Origin of the sequence: Paracoccus ravus (genome assembly GCF_004522175.1) — a bacterium.
Taxonomy (GTDB): domain Bacteria; phylum Pseudomonadota; class Alphaproteobacteria; order Rhodobacterales; family Rhodobacteraceae; genus Paracoccus; species Paracoccus ravus.
The window spans coordinates 43,176-58,669 of record NZ_SDEB01000004.1; the positions used below are offsets into that span (position 1 = coordinate 43,176).

Consider the following 15,494-nt stretch of genomic DNA (forward strand, 5'->3'; position numbering starts at 1 on the left):
CCGCTTCCCTTGCGGCAGCTTTCAACTCACGGAGAAAGAATGACTATTCACGAGGCCCGAGAGATCGCCGATGCCGGCTTCCAGTACGTCGCCGGGCAGCCCGAACTGGTCTCGGCGCTGCTGGCCCAGGCGGGCACCGACGTGGCGGGTCTGCGCGCCATGGCAGGGCGGCCCGAATTCGCGCAATTCGTGCTGGATTTCCTGCTGGAAGAGGACCAGCGCGTTCTGGATTTCGCGGCCGATGCCGGGATCAAGCCGCAGCGCGTGGTCATGGCGCGCGCCGTGCTGGGCGGGGGCGATCCCTGGTAGGTCAGGGCTGTGGGGCGAAGTTCCGCTTGCGGCTATAGGCATCGGCAGCGGTGACGGGCGGAAGGTTTTGCAGCTTACGGCGCTCGTCGCTTCCTTGGCAGGCGCGCTGGTTCGGCTTGTCATAGTCGACCGAGCGCTGGAAGGCGCACCATTTGTCCTGAAATTCGACACCGTCCAAGATATTCTCTGGCCAGTGACCGGGCCAGCAGGATTCACCGGCTTTGCAGCCTGGCAAGGACACGCTGCCATCACCGAACATCGATTTGATTTGGTCAGGCGAAAGATCTGTCATCGAAAAGTCAACCAGGCTCGCTGCTGCAACGTGAGTTTCGGCACCTGCGAACCGTGTTGATTTGTCCATCCGCGCGCCGCTGAGAAACGCTCCCTCCATCAGCGCTTCGCTGAGATCCGCCCTCTGCAGCCTCGCGTCGCTGAGATCCGACCTCTCTATCCGCGCGCCGCGGAGGTCCGCCCCCTCCATCCGCGCGAAGCGGAGATTCGCCTTCTCCATCCGCGCCCGGGGCAGTCGGACATTTCTGAGATCCGCAGCCATGGCGAGATCCCACATCGCGCGCGGTGAACCCATCTGCGCATCCGGCGCGCTTCCATAGGCCGACTTCGGCAGTGCCGACAGGGCGGCCTCTCGATGGAATTTCCATTCTGCCGGATAGGCCTTTTCGCGTTCGGCGATATGGTCAAGGCAAGCCCTCGCTGCCGGTGGCGCGCGGTTCGAGTCGCACCAATGGCTTCGCGCGGCTGTCACGTCACGCTCGAAGAGATCCTTCTGCTCCTGACCATCCAAGGCGAGGGGGCCGGGCCCGCAGACTGCGTTGGACCATCCCTGGCTTGCGCACCATGTCTGACGAAATTTTTCCTCGGCGGCGTCACGCGCCAGCCAGTCCGGGGGAAGGGGGGTAAGCGCCACGTCCTGCAATTGCGCGCTGACCGGTTGCCAGAAATCCCAAGGCGCCCATGGTGCGTCGGCGACCTCGTTGACGCCGTGCCCCAGCAGCCCCACGCGAAGCGCGAATTCATATTGCCTGAAGGTTCCCTCGGTCAGCAGCCAACCCGCTGACATCAGCGCCAGAAAGGCCAGCGCCCAGATGCGGCGCGGCCACCGGCCCCATTCCGGGCCCTCACGTTCCATCCGCGCGCGGCGCAGTCTTCTGAGGCTGGTGAGGCTGATATAAACCGAGGCGAAAAGCGGAATGCCGGTCATCACGACCGTCATCCATTCGTCGTGCTTGGCAAGGCCCCAATACCACATGGTCGCAAGAACCACAGGCGCGGCCAGGAAGATCAGCGCAAAGACGACGAGCGCCGTAAGGCTTTGCAGCGGCGAGTGCCAGTCTATCCGGCCAAAGATGATGCGCAGGGCAAAGTCTGCGCCGATCCAGGGGTCGATCCGGCCTTCGATCTCTTCGGGCTTCGTCGCCTGCAACCGCGCCAGCGCCTTCCAGAGTCGCATCAGGTAATGGTGCAGATGGGCGTAAAGCAACAGGATCAGCAGCGGCGAGACATAGAAGAACAGCCCGGTCGGCACGGTCACGCCGATCAGCGGCAATTGGGTCTGGCGCGAGGGGATGAAGAAATCGGCATCCTCGACGCCCAGCACCGTCACCCCGACAAAGGCCAGAAACGCGAGCAGGGCCAGAAAGGTGACGCGCGCATCCCTGATGAGCGCGTCGATATGGGGGCGCGTCTCAACCGGTTTCGGGATCGGGGGGCGTGGGACCCTTCGACGCAGCATGGCTCTGAAATGGGATAAGAATCCCGGGCGATGCTAGCATGTCGGGCGAGGGCTGCATATCGCCGTCTATCGGTCCGGCCACTGATGCGCTGCCCCGGCGCGGGTGCCGGAGCAGCGCAGCGTCCTGGTCACGCCACTTCGGCGAAGACCTTGTCGAGGGCCTTTTCCAGCTTTTCAAACATCTCGTCCATCTGGCCCTCGGTCAGGATGAAGGGCGGGCAGAGGACGACCGACTGGCCGAGCGGGCGGCAGATCAACCCGAGATCGGTGCAGGTATTGGCGATGCGCTCGCTGACCGAGAGGTTGCTCTCGAAAGGCGTTTTCGTCGCCTTGTCGCGCACGGCCTCGAGCGCCCACATGAAGCCCACGCCGCGATACTCGCCGATATTCTGTTTCTGGGCGAGGCGCTGCAGGCCTTCCTCGAAGCGCGGGGCGAGGCGACGCACGTTCTCGGCCAGCCCTTCGTTCATCACCACGTCGATGGCTTTCAGCGCGATGGCGCAGCCGACCGGATGGCCCGAGGCGGTGAAGCCATGCGGGAATTCCTCGATCGCCTCGACGGCGGCCTGCACCCGGTCGCCAAGCGCGCCGGAGAGGATCACTGCCCCCATCGGGAAGAAGCCGGCGGTCAGGTTCTTGGACGAGATGATCGCGTCAGGCATATAGTCATAGGTCTCGCAGCCCCAGGTGTTCCCGGTGCGCCCAAAGCCGCAGATCACCTCATCCGAGACCATCGGGATGTCGTATTTCTGCAAGATCGGCAGGATGGCCTGGAAATAGCCCTTGGCCGGAGGGATGACGCCGCCCGCGCCCATGACCGGCTCGGCGAAGAAGCCAGCGATCGTGTCGGCACCCTCGCGTTCGATCGTGTCCTCAAGCTCCTTGGCGAGGCGCTTGACAAATTGTGCCTCGGACTCGCCGCTTTCGCCGAAGCGCCAGTAATGTGGGCAGGTCAGGTGGATGAAGCCGGGCAGCGGCAGGCCGAAGACCGAGTTATAGGGCTTGCCGGTCATGCTGGCCGAAACCGCCGTCACGCCGTGATAGGCGTTCCAGCGGGTCAGGATCTTGCGCTTTTGCGGTTTGCCCTCGGCCGCATGCATGAACCACAGGATCTTGACCATGGTGTCATTCGCCTCGGAACCCGAATTCGTGTAGAACACCCGGCCACGGTCGAAGGGCGAGACCTCGATCAGCTTTTCCGACAGCATCACCGTCTGGTCGGACATCCGCCCGAAGAAGGCGTGATAGCCGGGGAAGCGCTCATATTGCGCCTTGGCGGCCTCGATCAGGCCCTTGTGGTCGAAGCCCGCGACCATGTTCCACAGGCCGGAATTGGCATCAAGGAAACGCCGGCCATGCACGTCGATGACATAGGGGCCCTCGCCATGGGTCAGCACGACGGTGCCGCGCTCATGGACCGAGGGCATGTCGGTGAAGCCATAGAGCGAAAATTCATTGGCGCGCGCTTCCCAGCTTTGCGGTTGGTTCATGTTCTCAGCCTCCGTGATCATGCGTTGCGGGAAGGCTATCCGGGCGCATTGGGGCGTTCAATGGGCCGCTTGAGCCAGACATATGTCGGGCTTGTCGGGCAGAGGCCGGGCATGCAGACTGCTCGGAGGGAGGAAAGGATGCGCGCATTTTTGTATGTGCTGGTGGTGGCGCTCTTGCCCGGACCGGTTCTGGCCGCAGGACCGATCGTGCTGCCGGTCAAGATGCTCGACACGTCCAACGAGGCCACCGACCAGCGCCAGGACCACCTGCGGCGTCAGGCCGCCTTTGCCGAGGCCCTGGCCGGGGATCTGTCGGGTAGCCTGATCGCCGCCGAAGAGATCGAGGCCGCCTGTCCCCGCGAGACGGCGCGCTGTCTTCTGGACCTGCTGGCGGCGAAACCGACCGATCGCGCGCTTTTCGTGACGGTGCAAAAGACCAGCACGCTCATCCTTCAGGTCTTTGCCGATCTGGTCGAGGTGAAGTCCGAGAAACTCGTCGCGCATCGCGAACTCAGCTTTCGCGGCGACAATGACGAAAGCTGGGCGCGCGCGGCGCGGTTTCTGGGGCGTCAGCTGCGCGCGCTTGACTGAGGGGCGATCAGCCCGATCTCGCGCAGTTCGGCTTCGATCCCGGTCGGTGCGCGCGCGCGAAACTGGCTGACCAAGCCATCGAAGTGACGGCGCAACGCGGCTTTCTCTTCGCCCCGGCAATCGTTCCAGGGCCGACCCTGCAAGGCCATGTGCAGAACATAATAGCCGATGAAATGCGGCCGCTCGCCCGCCTGAAGCAGCGCGCGATAGGCCGCGTGCGCGCCCAGACCGCGCGGGGCGGCCGCGTCGGGTATGCCCGCAGCGATCAGGGCCCTCGCGGTCGCGGGGCCGATATTCGGGATCTCGGTCAGGTCACTCATGCTTGGCCAGACTTTCCAAAGCGCGTGGTTTCCTGTATCAGCGCCGGAACTCCAAGGACAGCACGGCATGACCGACCAAGCCAGCACACCCGTTTCGGCGGCCAAGAAGCTCTTCATCAAGACCTATGGCTGCCAGATGAATGTCTATGACAGCCAGCGCATGGCCGAGGCCATGGGGGCCGAAGGCTATGTTCTGACCGAGGACCAGTCCGAAGCCGACATGGTTCTGCTGAACACCTGCCATATCCGCGAGAAAGCCGCCGAGAAACTCTATTCCGATCTGGGCCGGTTGAAGCCGCTGAAGTCGGAAAAGCCCGATCTGAAGATCGGCGTCGCGGGCTGCGTGGCCCAAGCCGAGGGCGAAGAGATTCAGCGCCGCATGCCGATCGTCGATCTGGTCGTCGGCCCGCAGGCCTATCACCGTCTGCCCGCCATGGCCCGTGCGGGGCGTGGCGTGGACACCGAATTCCCGGCCGAGGACAAGTTCGAGCATCTGCCGAAACCCACCGCCACCCGGCGCGCGCCCGCGGCGTTCCTGACCGTGCAGGAGGGATGCGACAAGTTCTGCGCCTTCTGCGTCGTGCCCTATACCCGTGGGGCCGAGGTCAGCCGGCCGGTCGACCGCATCCTGCGCGAGGCGCGCGATCTTGTCTCGCGCGGGGTGCGCGAGATCACGCTCTTGGGCCAGAACGTCAATGGCTGGCATGGCGAAGGCCCGACCTTCGAGGGGCAGGGCGGCGAATGGGGCTTTGGCCGCCTGATCCGCGCCATTGCCGAAATCGATGGTCTGGACCGCATCCGCTACACGACGAGCCACCCCAATGACATGGCCGATGACCTGATCGAGGCGCATCGGAGTGAACCTAAGCTGATGCCTTATCTGCATCTGCCGGTGCAGTCGGGCAGCGACCGCATCCTCAAGGCGATGAACCGCAAGCATACGGTGGACCAGTATCTGCGCCTGATCGACCGCATTCGCGATGCGCGGCCTGACATCATGCTGACCTCGGATTTCATCGTGGGCTTTCCCGGCGAAACCGATCAGGATCATCGGGACACGCTGGATCTGGTGGCGCGGGTGAATTTCGGCACGGCCTTCAGCTTCAAATATTCGCCGCGCCCCGGCACGACCGCCTTTGACCGGCCCGAAATCGACAGCGCCCTGGCCGATGCCCGATTGCAGGAACTGCAGGCGCTGCTATCGACCCAGCAAAGGGCCGCGCAAGAGGGCATGGTCGGGCGCGAAATGGGCGTGCTGTTCGAAAAGCCGGGTCGACTGGAAGGCCAGATGGTCGGCAAATCCGACTACCTTCATGCCGTATTTGTCGAGGCCCCCACGGCCAAGGTCGGCGATCTCGTTCGGGTGCGGATCACCCGAAGCGAGCGTAATTCGCTGGCGGGCGAATTGGTCGCGTAAGCGAGCAAAGGGATTGCGACGACAAGCCGCAATCCGGTTGACTTTTCGGCGCGAATCCCCCATATGGCTGCGACCGGCCGGGTCTCTGCCCGTTGCCGGTGCGTTATTTTAATCTCACCCGATATGCGGGTGCGCTGTCCGAAGGCGGGTCCGGGACCCACCGAACGCCTGTTCCGCAGGGGCCAAAGGACGCGATGGAAGCAAGGAAAGACGGAATGTTCGCAGTTCTCAAGACGGGCGGCAAGCAGTACCGGGTTCAAGCCGGTGATGTCGTGCGCGTCGAAAAACTGAACGCCGAAGCTGGTGACAAGATCCAGTTCAACGAAGTCCTGATGATCGGTTCGACCGTCGGTGCTCCGCTGGTTGCTGGCGCGGCCGTGCAAGCCGAAGTCATCGACAACATCAAGGCTGACAAGGTCATCACCTATGTCAAACGCCGCCGGAAGCACTCGTCGCAGCGCACCCGTGGCCACCGTCAGCAACTGACGCTGGTTCGCATCACCGATCTGCTGGAAAAAGGCGCCGAGAAATCGGACGTCAAAGCCGCTGTCGGTGCACGCCTTGCGCGCCGCCACGACGCCGTAACCGCCAACTGAGGAGAGTGACCCATGGCACATAAAAAAGCAGGCGGTTCGTCCCGCAACGGTCGCGACTCCGCTGGTCGTCGTCTTGGCGTGAAACTGTTCGGTGGCCAGGCTGCCGTTGCAGGCAACATCATCGTGCGTCAGCGCGGCACCACCTGGTGGGCCGGTGCGAACGTCGGCATGGGCCGCGACCACACCCTGTTCGCGCTGACCGATGGCAAGGTGACCTTCCGCAAGGGCCTCAAGGGCCGCACCTATATCTCCGTGCTGCCGGCCAATCTCGAGGCTGCCGAGTAAGCCCTTTTAAACACTTTCGTGTTTCATATCGGGGATCGGCGCAAGCCGGTCCCCTTTGCTTTTTCACGATCCCGATTATGTTCCATGAGTACGAGGGAGGAACAGATTATGAATGACCTGATCGCGCCGGACCTGAAGGCACAGGCCGTGATCGCGACCGAACGTTTCGTCCTGCGCCCGCTACGGCAGTCGGATGCAGGGTTGATCGCGCATTACACGCAGGATCGCCGCGTTGCCGATGGCACGCGCTCGATCCCCCATCCGCTTCCGCCGGGCGCGGCCGAGGCCTATGTCAAGCGCGCCATCGCCCATGACCGCGATGAGGATGTCTGGGCCATTGACGGCTCGAACAAGCAGCTTGCCGAGGTTCTGGGCGTGGTCTCGCTGACGCGCATCGGGCCGGACCAGTCCGAGCTCGGCTTCTGGGTCGGTTCGGGATTCTGGAATACCGGATTCGCGACCGAGGCTGTGGCCGCCTTGGTCGCCGCCAATCCGCATCACTCGCGCACGCTTTTCGCCGAGGCGTTTCAGGACAATCCGGGCTCGGCTCGGGTGCTCACGAATTGCGGTTTCGAATATCTGGGAGATGCCGAAAGCTGGTCGGTGGCGCGCGATGCGCGGGTTCCGACCTGGACCTATCTGCGTAAGATGGGCTGATCTTTCGGAAGAATGCCAAAGGGCGCCAATGTGGCGCCCTTTTTGCTGTCACTTGTTCAGCGTGACCACATTGCCGCCGCCGGTGATGACGACCTGCCTGACAGGGCTCAGCGCCTCGTTCGACAGGGTCAGGGCGACGGTCGCGGTGTCGCTGGCCGGGTTGGCGGGGCGGCTGGCTTCGCGTGTGCCCGGCTTTGGCGGATAGCCGACGAGGCGCAGGCGCAGCACGCCATTTTCATCGGGACGGATGCGGCCCTTGGGCATCGGCACTTCGGTCACGAGGGCAAGGTTCCACCAGCCCTCGGTCGCGGGAATGGCGTTCACTACCAGCAGGCGCCCCTCATAAAGCGGCTCCCAATGCGCGGCGGTGATGTGATTGACCGGCAGGCGGCCATCCTCGACGGTGGTCGGATAGCCCCCTTCGGGCTCCAGCGTCTCGGGTTCGCTTGATCCAAACCAAGTCGTGGGGTTCCAACTGCTATCCCCCGCACTGTCGCCCGCGCTATCACCGAAACGACCGCATCCGGCCAGCATCAGCATGGCGCAGCCAATTGAAGCCAAAGTCCTGATCCGCATACCGCCCCGCCCTGTTCCTTTCCGGTTTCCGCGAGTGATAGGGCAAAGCGGGCAGGCGCGAAAGCCTCTTTGACCTTGGCCGGGCGAAGCGCTATGCCAAAGGCCCTCCCCGATATCGCAGCATTGCGAAAGGATGCCAGATGGCCACCGCCGCCTTTGAAGACATTGCCGAGACCTTCGATTTTCTCGACGATTGGGAAGATCGCTACCGGCATGTGATCGAGCTTGGCAAGGCGATGCCCGGCCTTGATCCGGCATTGCAGGTTCCCGCCACCAAGGTCGAGGGCTGTGCCAGCCAGGTCTGGATCATGCCGCGCATCTCGGGCGGGGTCTTCGATTTCGACGGCGAGAGCGATGCGCTGATCGTGCGCGGGCTGATCGCCATTCTGCATGCGCTTTATTCGGGCGTGCCGGTGAGCGAGGTCGCCGCGATCGACGCCCCCGCCGAATTGCGTCGGCTGGGGCTCGAAGAGCATCTTTCGGCGCAGCGCTCGAATGGGCTACGCGCGATGGTCGAGCGTATTCGCTTGCTGGCGGCCTCGGCCTGAAGTTCAGCCGCGGCGGTGGGCGATCCAGCCCCCGCCAAGGACGCGGGTGCCCTCGGTCGCGTAAAAGACGCAAGCCTGACCGGGGCTGACACCTTCCTCGGGATCGAGCAGCTCGATCTCGGCGCGGTTCTTGCCAGTGGGGCGCAGGATCGCCGGGCGCGGCGGCCGGGTCGAGCGGATGCGCGCTGTGATCTGGATCTCGCCTTCGAAGGGCGCATCGCCAAGCCAATTCACCTCGGTCACCGGCACGATCTTGGTCGCAAGCGATTCCTTGGGGCCGACGACGACATGGCGCAACTCGGGGTCGAGGCGGACGACATAAAGCGGATCGCCAAGGCCACCAATGCCAAGGCCGCGGCGCTGGCCGATGGTGTAATGGATGACCCCGCGATGCTGGCCCAGAACATTGCCCTCAAGATCGACGATATCACCGGGATCGGCCGCGCCGGGGCGCAGCTTTTCAATGACGCTTGCGTAATTGCCATTCGGCACGAAGCAAATGTCCTGACTGTCCGGCTTATCGGCGACCGCGAGGCCGTATTTCGTCGCCAGAGCGCGTGTTTCGGCTTTGCTTACTAAGCCGCCCAGCGGGAAGCGCAGGAAGTCGAGCTGCTCGGCGGTGGTCGAGAACAGGAAATAGCTCTGGTCGCGATTCGGGTCGGCGGCCATATGCAATTCGGCGCCCTTCGGCCCATCAAAGCGGCGGATGTAATGGCCCGTTGCCATGCAATCGGCATCAAGCTCGCGCGCGGTCTGTAGCAGATCGCGGAATTTCACCCGCTCATTGCAGCGGATGCAGGGCACCGGGGTGGCGCCGGCCAGATAGGCATCGGCGAATTCCTCGATCACCGATTCACGGAACTTGTTCTCGTAATCAAGGACATAATGCGGGAAACCCACACGTTCGGCGACGCGGCGGGCATCGTGAATATCCTGACCGGCACAGCATGCGCCCTTCTTGGCCAGAGCCGCGCCATGATCGTATAGCTGAAGCGTGACGCCGATCACGTCATAACCCTCGGCGGCAAGCTGGGCCGCCACGACCGAGCTGTCAACGCCGCCGGACATGGCCACGACCACCCGCGTCTGCGCAGGGGGTTTGGCAAAGCCCAGGGAATTCAATTGGCTGTCATGCGCCGTGGCGCGCGGTTCAGTGCTGCAGCTTGTCATGGATCGTCCTTTTGCGGCGCGCTTTGTCGGGTCATGCATTCCGCGATCGTGAGCATTTATATGAAAAGCGCGAAATTCTCAAGGTCATGCCGCCCCGGAATATGCGTCCGCTTCACCCGGACTTAAGGATTTCTGGCGAAAAACAAAGGGCTGGAATACAGGAATTATTGCATGTTCGTTAAGAAAAGCTCTGGCCCGCGTACCGTGACCCTGCCTGATGGGTCTATCCTGACGCTTGCGGACCTGCCCCCGCCGGATACGCGCTGGGTCGCCAGCCGCAAGGCGATTGTCCTGGCTGCCGTGCAAAATGGTCTGCTCTGCCGAGAGGAGGCCATCCAGCGCTACGATTTGAGTGAGGAAGAGTTCATCTCTTGGGCGCGGGCCGTGAAGCGGCATGGGGTCGATGCCCTCAAGACAACCCATTTCCAGCGATTTAAACAATCTTAAGTTGAATTTATGTCGCCACAGTCTCCGGTAACGTGATATTAATAACTTTGTGACAGGAGTTAGTCTCATCGGATCAATAAGGGCTGAGAAGTAGATGCGAATCCTGCTTGTTGAGGACGACCAGAACACCGCACGCAGCATCGAATTGATGCTCACTCACGCGAATTACAACGTTTATCGGACGGATATGGGCGAAGAGGGAATCGATCTCGCCAAGCTCTATGACTACGACCTCATCCTGCTGGATCTGGACCTGCCGGATATGCATGGGATGGAAGTGCTCCGCCAGATCCGGATGTCTCGCGTCGATACGCCCATCCTGATCCTGACCGGTTCGGATGACACGGAAAGCAAGCTTCGCGGCTTTGGCTTCGGGGCCGATGACTACATGACCAAGCCGTTCAACCGCGACGAGCTGGTGGCGCGCAGCCATGCCATCATCAGGCGCTCCAAGGGGCATAGCCAGTCGATCATCCAGACTGGCGAGATGATGGTGAATCTTCACGCTCGCTCTGTCGAGGTCAGGGGCAAGGCGGTGAACCTGACGGGTAAAGAGTATCAGATCCTCGAACTTCTCAGTCTCAGAAAGGGCACGACCCTGACGAAAGAGATGTTCCTCAATCATCTCTATGGCGGGCTGGACGAGCCGGAACTGAAGATCATCGACGTCTTCGTGTGCAAATTGCGCAAGAAGCTTGCCGCGGTCATGAATGGTGAAAGCCATATCGAGACGGTCTGGGGTCGGGGATATGTGCTGCGCGACCCGGTGGCGGGACTCGGCAACGACCGGATGGCGCTGGGGGCCTAGCCGATCATTCCTGGCCTCAAGCTGGACAAGAGCCCGCCCGAAAAGCTATCAACTTGGCTCTGATTGAATGCCCCCGCGCGGGGCGACATGCGGAGGCGGGTATGACCCCAGAAGATCGGGATCAAAATGAGGGCGACCTCGCCGCAGAGGCAGGGGCGGAACCGGGCGAGAGAAACGCGGTCGCGACAGAGATGGCGGCTCTGAGGGACGTGCTTCTGAAGGCGGACCGCGCCTATCATGCCGAGGACGCGCCCTTTATCAGCGACGCGGAATATGATGCCAAGAAGCGGCAGCTTGCCGCGCTTGAACGGCAATTCCCCGAACTGGCTTCGCCCGACAGTCCGGTCTCACGCATTGGCGCGGCACCGGACGGTCGCTTTGCCAAGGTGCCCCACCGCCTGCCGATGCTCTCGCTTGAGAATGGCTTCGACGAAGAGGATATTCGCGCCTTCGTGCAGCGCATCCGATCCTTTCTCAGCCTGCCGGCCCATGCCCCGGTCGAGATGACGGCCGAGCCCAAGATCGACGGCCTGTCGCTGTCGCTGCGCTATGAAAACGGGCTGCTCGTTCATGCGGCGACAAGGGGCAATGGGGCCGTCGGAGAGAACGTGACGGCGAATGCGCGGACGATCGCGGATATTCCCCAGCGCCTGGCCAGTCCTGACATCCCGGAAATCGTCGAGATCCGCGGCGAATGCTACATGTCGCATGACGATTTCGAGGCGCTGAACGCGTCGGATGCCGGGCGCAGCTTTGCCAATCCGCGCAATGCCGCGGCCGGCTCGCTGCGCCAACTCGACCCCAATGTCACGGCCGCCCGCCCGCTGCGCTTCTTTGCCTATGCCTGGGGCGAACTCTCGGGGCCCCTCGGCCTGACCCAGATGCAGGCGGTCGCGCGGATGAGTGAAATGGGATTTCGCACCAACCCTCATATGCGGCTTTGTCATTCTGTCGCCGAGATGATCGAGGTCTGGACCGGGATCGAGCAGATGCGCGCGACGCTGGGCTATGACATCGACGGCGTGGTCTACAAGGTGAATGACCTGGCCTATCAGGCGCGGCTGGGCCTGCGTTCCACCACGCCGCGCTGGGCGATCGCGCATAAGTTTCCCGCCGAACGGGCCTGGACGCGCCTCGAAGGGATCGACATCCAGGTCGGCCGGACCGGCGCGCTCAGCCCCGTGGCGCGCCTGCATCCGCTGACCGTGGGCGGGGTCGTCGTGTCGAACGCCACCCTGCATAACGAAGATTACATTGCCGGCCGCAGCGCCGATGGCCGCACGATCCGGGACGGCAAGGATATCCGGATCGGCGATTGGGTCGAGGTCTATCGCGCGGGAGATGTCATTCCAAAGGTCGCCGATATCGATCTGGCAAAGCGCCCGCCGGGGGCCGAGCGCTACGAATTTCCCGAAACCTGTCCCGAATGCGGCTCTCCCGCGATCCGGGAAGAGGGCGACTCGGTGCGGCGCTGCACCGGTGGGCTGATCTGCCCGGCCCAGGCGGTCGAGAAACTCAAGCACTTCGTATCCCGCGCCGCCTTCGACATCGAGGGGCTTGGCGCAAAGCTCGTCGAAGAGCTTTTCCGCGACGGTTGGATCGCCGAGCCTGCCGATATCTTTCTGCTGCGCGACCGCTACGGGCCAGGGCAATTGACGCAGTTGAAGAACCGCGAGGGCTGGGGCGAGAAAAGTGCCGCGAGCCTGTTTCGTGCAATCGAGGAGAAGCGCCATATATCCTTGGCGCGGCTGCTCTTCGCGCTGGGAATCCGCCATCTGGGCGAAGTCGCGGCCAGTGATCTGGCGCGGCACTACCGCGATTGGGATGCGCTGGCGCAAGCGGTCGATCGGTTGACGCCCGCGGCCGAGGCGCATCGCGCGGCAGAAACAGCCGCCGAGGCCGAACGTGCCGCCGCGGCAAGGACGGGCCGCCGGGCGCGGGTGGCCGAAGCCCGTTCGGCGGTGCTGGCGGAAAGCGCGATCTCTATCTCCGCCCGCTCGGCCTGGGCAGATCTCATCGCCGTCAACGGCATCGGCCCGGTCCTTGCCATGTCGATTGCCGAAGCCTTTTCCAACGAGCGCGAGCGTGCTGCGATCGACAGGCTGGTCAGCCATCTCGACATTCAGCCCCCCGAGGCCGTCTCGTCGGAAAGCGCGGTTTCCGGCCTGACCCTCGTCTTTACCGGCAAGCTTGAAAAGATGACGCGGGATGAGGCAAAGGCCCGTGCCGAGGCCCTGGGCGCGCATGTCGCGGGGTCGGTCTCGGCCAAGACGGATCTGCTGATTGCGGGACCGGGGGCGGGCTCCAAGGCCAAGAAGGCCGCGGAACTGGGGATCAGGGTCATCGACGAGGACGAATGGCTGGCGATCGCCCAGCGGTGACGGGGCGGCCCACCGCGCTGTTTCCGCTTTTCGGAACATTGGAATCGCTGCCCGGCATCGGTCCGAAGGCGGCCGAGGCCTTTTCGCAGATGGGGGTCGCTCGGCCGCGTGACCTCATCCTGACCTTGCCACATTCCGGCGTCACCCGGCGCAGGATCAACCATCTTGCCGAGGCCAGCCCGCCCGAGATCGTCACCATCCTTCTGTCGGTCAGCCGTCTCAGTCCGCCTTCGGCCAAGGGCCGGCCGTGGCGGGTGCATTGCTCGGATGGCAGCGACGAGTTGCAACTCGTATTTTTCCACGCCCGCAAGGAGTGGATCGAGGCACAGTTCCCAATCGGCGCGCGCCGGATGGTCTCGGGGAAGGTCGAGCTTTTCGATGGCATCCGCCAGATCGTGCATCCAGATCACGTCCTGGCCGAGGGCGCGACTCCCCCTCCGGATTTCGAACCGGTCTATCCGCTGTCGGGACGCCTGACGCAGGGCGTCGTGCAAAAGGCCGTGCGGGCGGCGATGAGCCGGCTTCCCGAGGTATCGGAATGGATTGATCCCATGCTTTGCACGCGGCAGGGATGGGCGGGATGGGCCGATGCACTTGACGCGGCGCATCATCCGGGCGGCATGCAGAACCTTTCGGCCACAGATCCAGCGCGAGCGCGTCTGGCCTATGACGAGCTTTTCGCGCATCAACTGACACTCGCCTTGCTGCGTCGCGACCGTCGCAGGCAGGCGGGGATCGTCAGCGCGGGTGACGGCAGCTTGCGTGCGCGGGTTCTTGCGGGATTGCCCTGGCCGCCGACCGGGGCGCAAACCCGCGCCGTCAAGGAAATTGCAGCCGATATGGCCGCGCCGCGGCGGATGAACCGGCTGCTGCAGGGCGATGTCGGCGCGGGCAAGACGCTGGTCGCCTTCCTGTCGCTCTTGATCGCCGTCGAGGCGGGCGGGCAGGGCGTGATGATGGCCCCGACCGAGATCCTCGCAAGGCAGCATTTCAGGGCGCTTGAGCCCTTGGCGGCGCTCGCAGGGATCCGGCTCGAGGTGCTGACCGGCCGGGACAAGGGGGACGCGCGCAGCAACATCCTGACCGATCTGGCCGAGGGGCGGATCCAAATCCTTGTCGGCACCCATGCCGTGATCCAGAAAACCGTCGCATTCAACGACCTGCGCCTGGCGATCATCGACGAGCAGCACCGTTTCGGCGTCAACCAACGCATGGAGCTTGGGACCAAGGGCACGCATCTGCCGCCCGACATGCTGGTAATGACCGCGACTCCGATCCCGCGCTCGCTCGCGCTGGCGCAATTCGGGGATATGGATCTGTCGGTGCTGGATGAAAAGCCCGCAGGTCGCCAGCCGGTCAGGACCACGGTGACTGCCGATAGCCGCATGGGCGAGGTGCTTGACCATCTCGATCGCGCGCTTCAGGGCGGCGCGCGGGCCTATTGGGTCTGTCCGCTGGTCGAGGAGAGCGAAGCCGTGGACCTGACCGCGTCCGAGGCGCGGTTCAAGGAGTTGCGGGCGCGTTTCGGCGCGCAGGTGCGGCTGGTGCATGGCCAGATGCCGCCGGATGAACGCGATGCGGCGATGGCGGATTTCGCGGCGGGTCGTGCCGGTATCCTTGTCGCGACGACGGTGATCGAGGTCGGCGTGGACGTGCCCGAGGCGACGATCATGGTGATCGAACGGGCCGAGAATTTCGGCCTTGCGCAGCTGCATCAATTGCGTGGCCGGGTCGGGCGGGGCAGCAAGGCCTCAAGCTGCGTGTTGATGTATCATGAGCCGCTTTCCGAGACGGGACGCCGCCGCCTGTCGATCCTGCGCGAGACCGAGGACGGGTTCCGCATTGCCGAAGAGGATCTGGCCATGCGCGGCGCGGGCGATGTCATCGGCACGGCACAGTCCGGCCTGCCGCGCTTTCGCATCGCCGACCTGGAACGTCAGGGCGCTTTGATGGCCTTGGCGCGCAAGGATGCGCAGGCTTTCCTTGAGCGCGATCCGGACATGGCAAGCGAGCGCGGCCGCGCCGTTCGGTTGCTGCTCTGGCTCATGGAACAGGACCGCGCGATCCGGATGATCACGGCGGGGTAAAAGTTCCATTAATGTTCCTTAAAAGTTCTTTACTTGATCGCGATTCGGTGAGAACAATTCAG

The 15,494-nt window shown here is 63.6% G+C and carries 16 protein-coding genes; 11 read left to right on the forward strand and 5 right to left on the reverse strand.

The features are described 5' to 3' along the window. Positions 1-39 precede the first annotated feature (39 nt). Entirely contained in the window at positions 40-309 is a 270-nt protein-coding gene (locus ESZ60_RS04640; protein WP_134679258.1) for a DUF3572 domain-containing protein, read from the forward strand. Position 310: 1 nt separating this feature from the next. Here the strand turns inward: ESZ60_RS04640 and ESZ60_RS04645 are convergent, their stop codons facing one another. Both ESZ60_RS04645 and ESZ60_RS04650 read right to left on the reverse strand, forming a co-directional pair. Continuing rightward, positions 311-2,059 (reverse strand): pentapeptide repeat-containing protein, encoded by a 1,749-nt coding sequence (locus tag ESZ60_RS04645; protein ID WP_134679259.1) that lies wholly within the window; start codon positions 2,057-2,059, stop codon positions 311-313. 128 nt (positions 2,060-2,187) lie between these two features. Further along, positions 2,188-3,549 (reverse strand): aminotransferase, encoded by a 1,362-nt coding sequence (locus tag ESZ60_RS04650; RefSeq protein ID WP_134679260.1) that lies wholly within the window; start codon positions 3,547-3,549, stop codon positions 2,188-2,190. 138 nt (positions 3,550-3,687) lie between these two features. Here ESZ60_RS04650 and ESZ60_RS04655 point away from each other — a divergent pair, with 138 nt between their 5' ends. Further along, positions 3,688-4,140, forward strand: a complete 453-nt coding sequence (locus tag ESZ60_RS04655; protein WP_167620063.1) for a DUF2380 domain-containing protein — start codon at positions 3,688-3,690, stop codon at positions 4,138-4,140. Here the strand turns inward: ESZ60_RS04655 and ESZ60_RS04660 are convergent. After that, complete coding sequence (locus ESZ60_RS04660; protein ID WP_134679262.1) at positions 4,119-4,460, reverse strand: TfoX/Sxy family protein; 342 nt, start codon at positions 4,458-4,460, stop codon at positions 4,119-4,121. The genes ESZ60_RS04655 and ESZ60_RS04660 overlap by 22 nt on opposite strands. 67 nt (positions 4,461-4,527) lie before the next feature. Between ESZ60_RS04660 and miaB the strand changes: the two genes are divergently transcribed. The 4 genes from miaB to ESZ60_RS04680 all read left to right on the forward strand — a co-directional run bounded on the left by miaB (position 4,528) and on the right by ESZ60_RS04680 (position 7,415). Beyond that, entirely contained in the window at positions 4,528-5,877 is a 1,350-nt protein-coding gene (gene miaB / locus ESZ60_RS04665; protein WP_134679263.1) for a tRNA (N6-isopentenyl adenosine(37)-C2)-methylthiotransferase MiaB, read from the forward strand. Positions 5,878-6,092: 215 nt separating this feature from the next. After that, positions 6,093-6,473, forward strand: coding sequence for a 50S ribosomal protein L21 (rplU, locus tag ESZ60_RS04670; protein ID WP_134679264.1), 381 nt, complete (start codon positions 6,093-6,095; stop codon positions 6,471-6,473). A gap of 12 nt (positions 6,474-6,485) precedes the next feature. Continuing rightward, positions 6,486-6,758: a 50S ribosomal protein L27 gene (rpmA, locus tag ESZ60_RS04675; protein WP_134679265.1), complete on the forward strand. Its 273-nt coding sequence runs from the start codon at positions 6,486-6,488 to the stop codon at positions 6,756-6,758. A 108-nt stretch (positions 6,759-6,866) separates the two neighbouring features. Further along, entirely contained in the window at positions 6,867-7,415 is a 549-nt protein-coding gene (locus tag ESZ60_RS04680) for a GNAT family N-acetyltransferase (RefSeq protein WP_134679266.1), read from the forward strand. Between the two features lie 48 nt (positions 7,416-7,463). Here ESZ60_RS04680 and ESZ60_RS04685 read toward each other — a convergent pair whose 3' ends face one another. After that, a complete protein-coding gene (locus ESZ60_RS04685) occupies positions 7,464-7,976 on the reverse strand; it encodes a hypothetical protein (protein WP_245155576.1) in 513 nt (170 codons plus the stop codon). A gap of 155 nt (positions 7,977-8,131) precedes the next feature. On the opposite strand from ESZ60_RS04685, the gene ESZ60_RS04690 reads away from it, so the two are divergent. Continuing rightward, positions 8,132-8,539: a SufE family protein gene (locus tag ESZ60_RS04690; protein ID WP_134679268.1), complete on the forward strand. Its 408-nt coding sequence runs from the start codon at positions 8,132-8,134 to the stop codon at positions 8,537-8,539. 3 nt (positions 8,540-8,542) lie between these two features. Here the strand turns inward: ESZ60_RS04690 and mnmA are convergent, their stop codons facing one another. Continuing rightward, a complete protein-coding gene (mnmA, locus tag ESZ60_RS04695; RefSeq protein ID WP_134679269.1) occupies positions 8,543-9,709 on the reverse strand; it encodes a tRNA 2-thiouridine(34) synthase MnmA in 1,167 nt (388 codons plus the stop codon). A 171-nt stretch (positions 9,710-9,880) separates the two neighbouring features. Between mnmA and sciP the strand changes: the two genes are divergently transcribed. The 4 genes from sciP to recG all read left to right on the forward strand — a co-directional run bounded on the left by sciP (position 9,881) and on the right by recG (position 15,432). Continuing rightward, entirely contained in the window at positions 9,881-10,156 is a 276-nt protein-coding gene (sciP, locus tag ESZ60_RS04700) for a CtrA inhibitor SciP (RefSeq protein ID WP_134679270.1), read from the forward strand. A gap of 94 nt (positions 10,157-10,250) precedes the next feature. After that, positions 10,251-10,964, forward strand: a complete 714-nt coding sequence (gene ctrA / locus ESZ60_RS04705; RefSeq protein ID WP_134679271.1) for a response regulator transcription factor CtrA — start codon at positions 10,251-10,253, stop codon at positions 10,962-10,964. 101 nt (positions 10,965-11,065) lie between these two features. Beyond that, entirely contained in the window at positions 11,066-13,345 is a 2,280-nt protein-coding gene (ligA, locus tag ESZ60_RS04710) for an NAD-dependent DNA ligase LigA (protein WP_134679272.1), read from the forward strand. Then, positions 13,321-15,432, forward strand: coding sequence for an ATP-dependent DNA helicase RecG (recG, locus tag ESZ60_RS04715; protein ID WP_134679273.1), 2,112 nt, complete (start codon positions 13,321-13,323; stop codon positions 15,430-15,432). The genes ligA and recG overlap by 25 nt, the downstream gene beginning before the upstream one ends. The last annotated feature ends 62 nt before the right edge of the window (positions 15,433-15,494 follow it).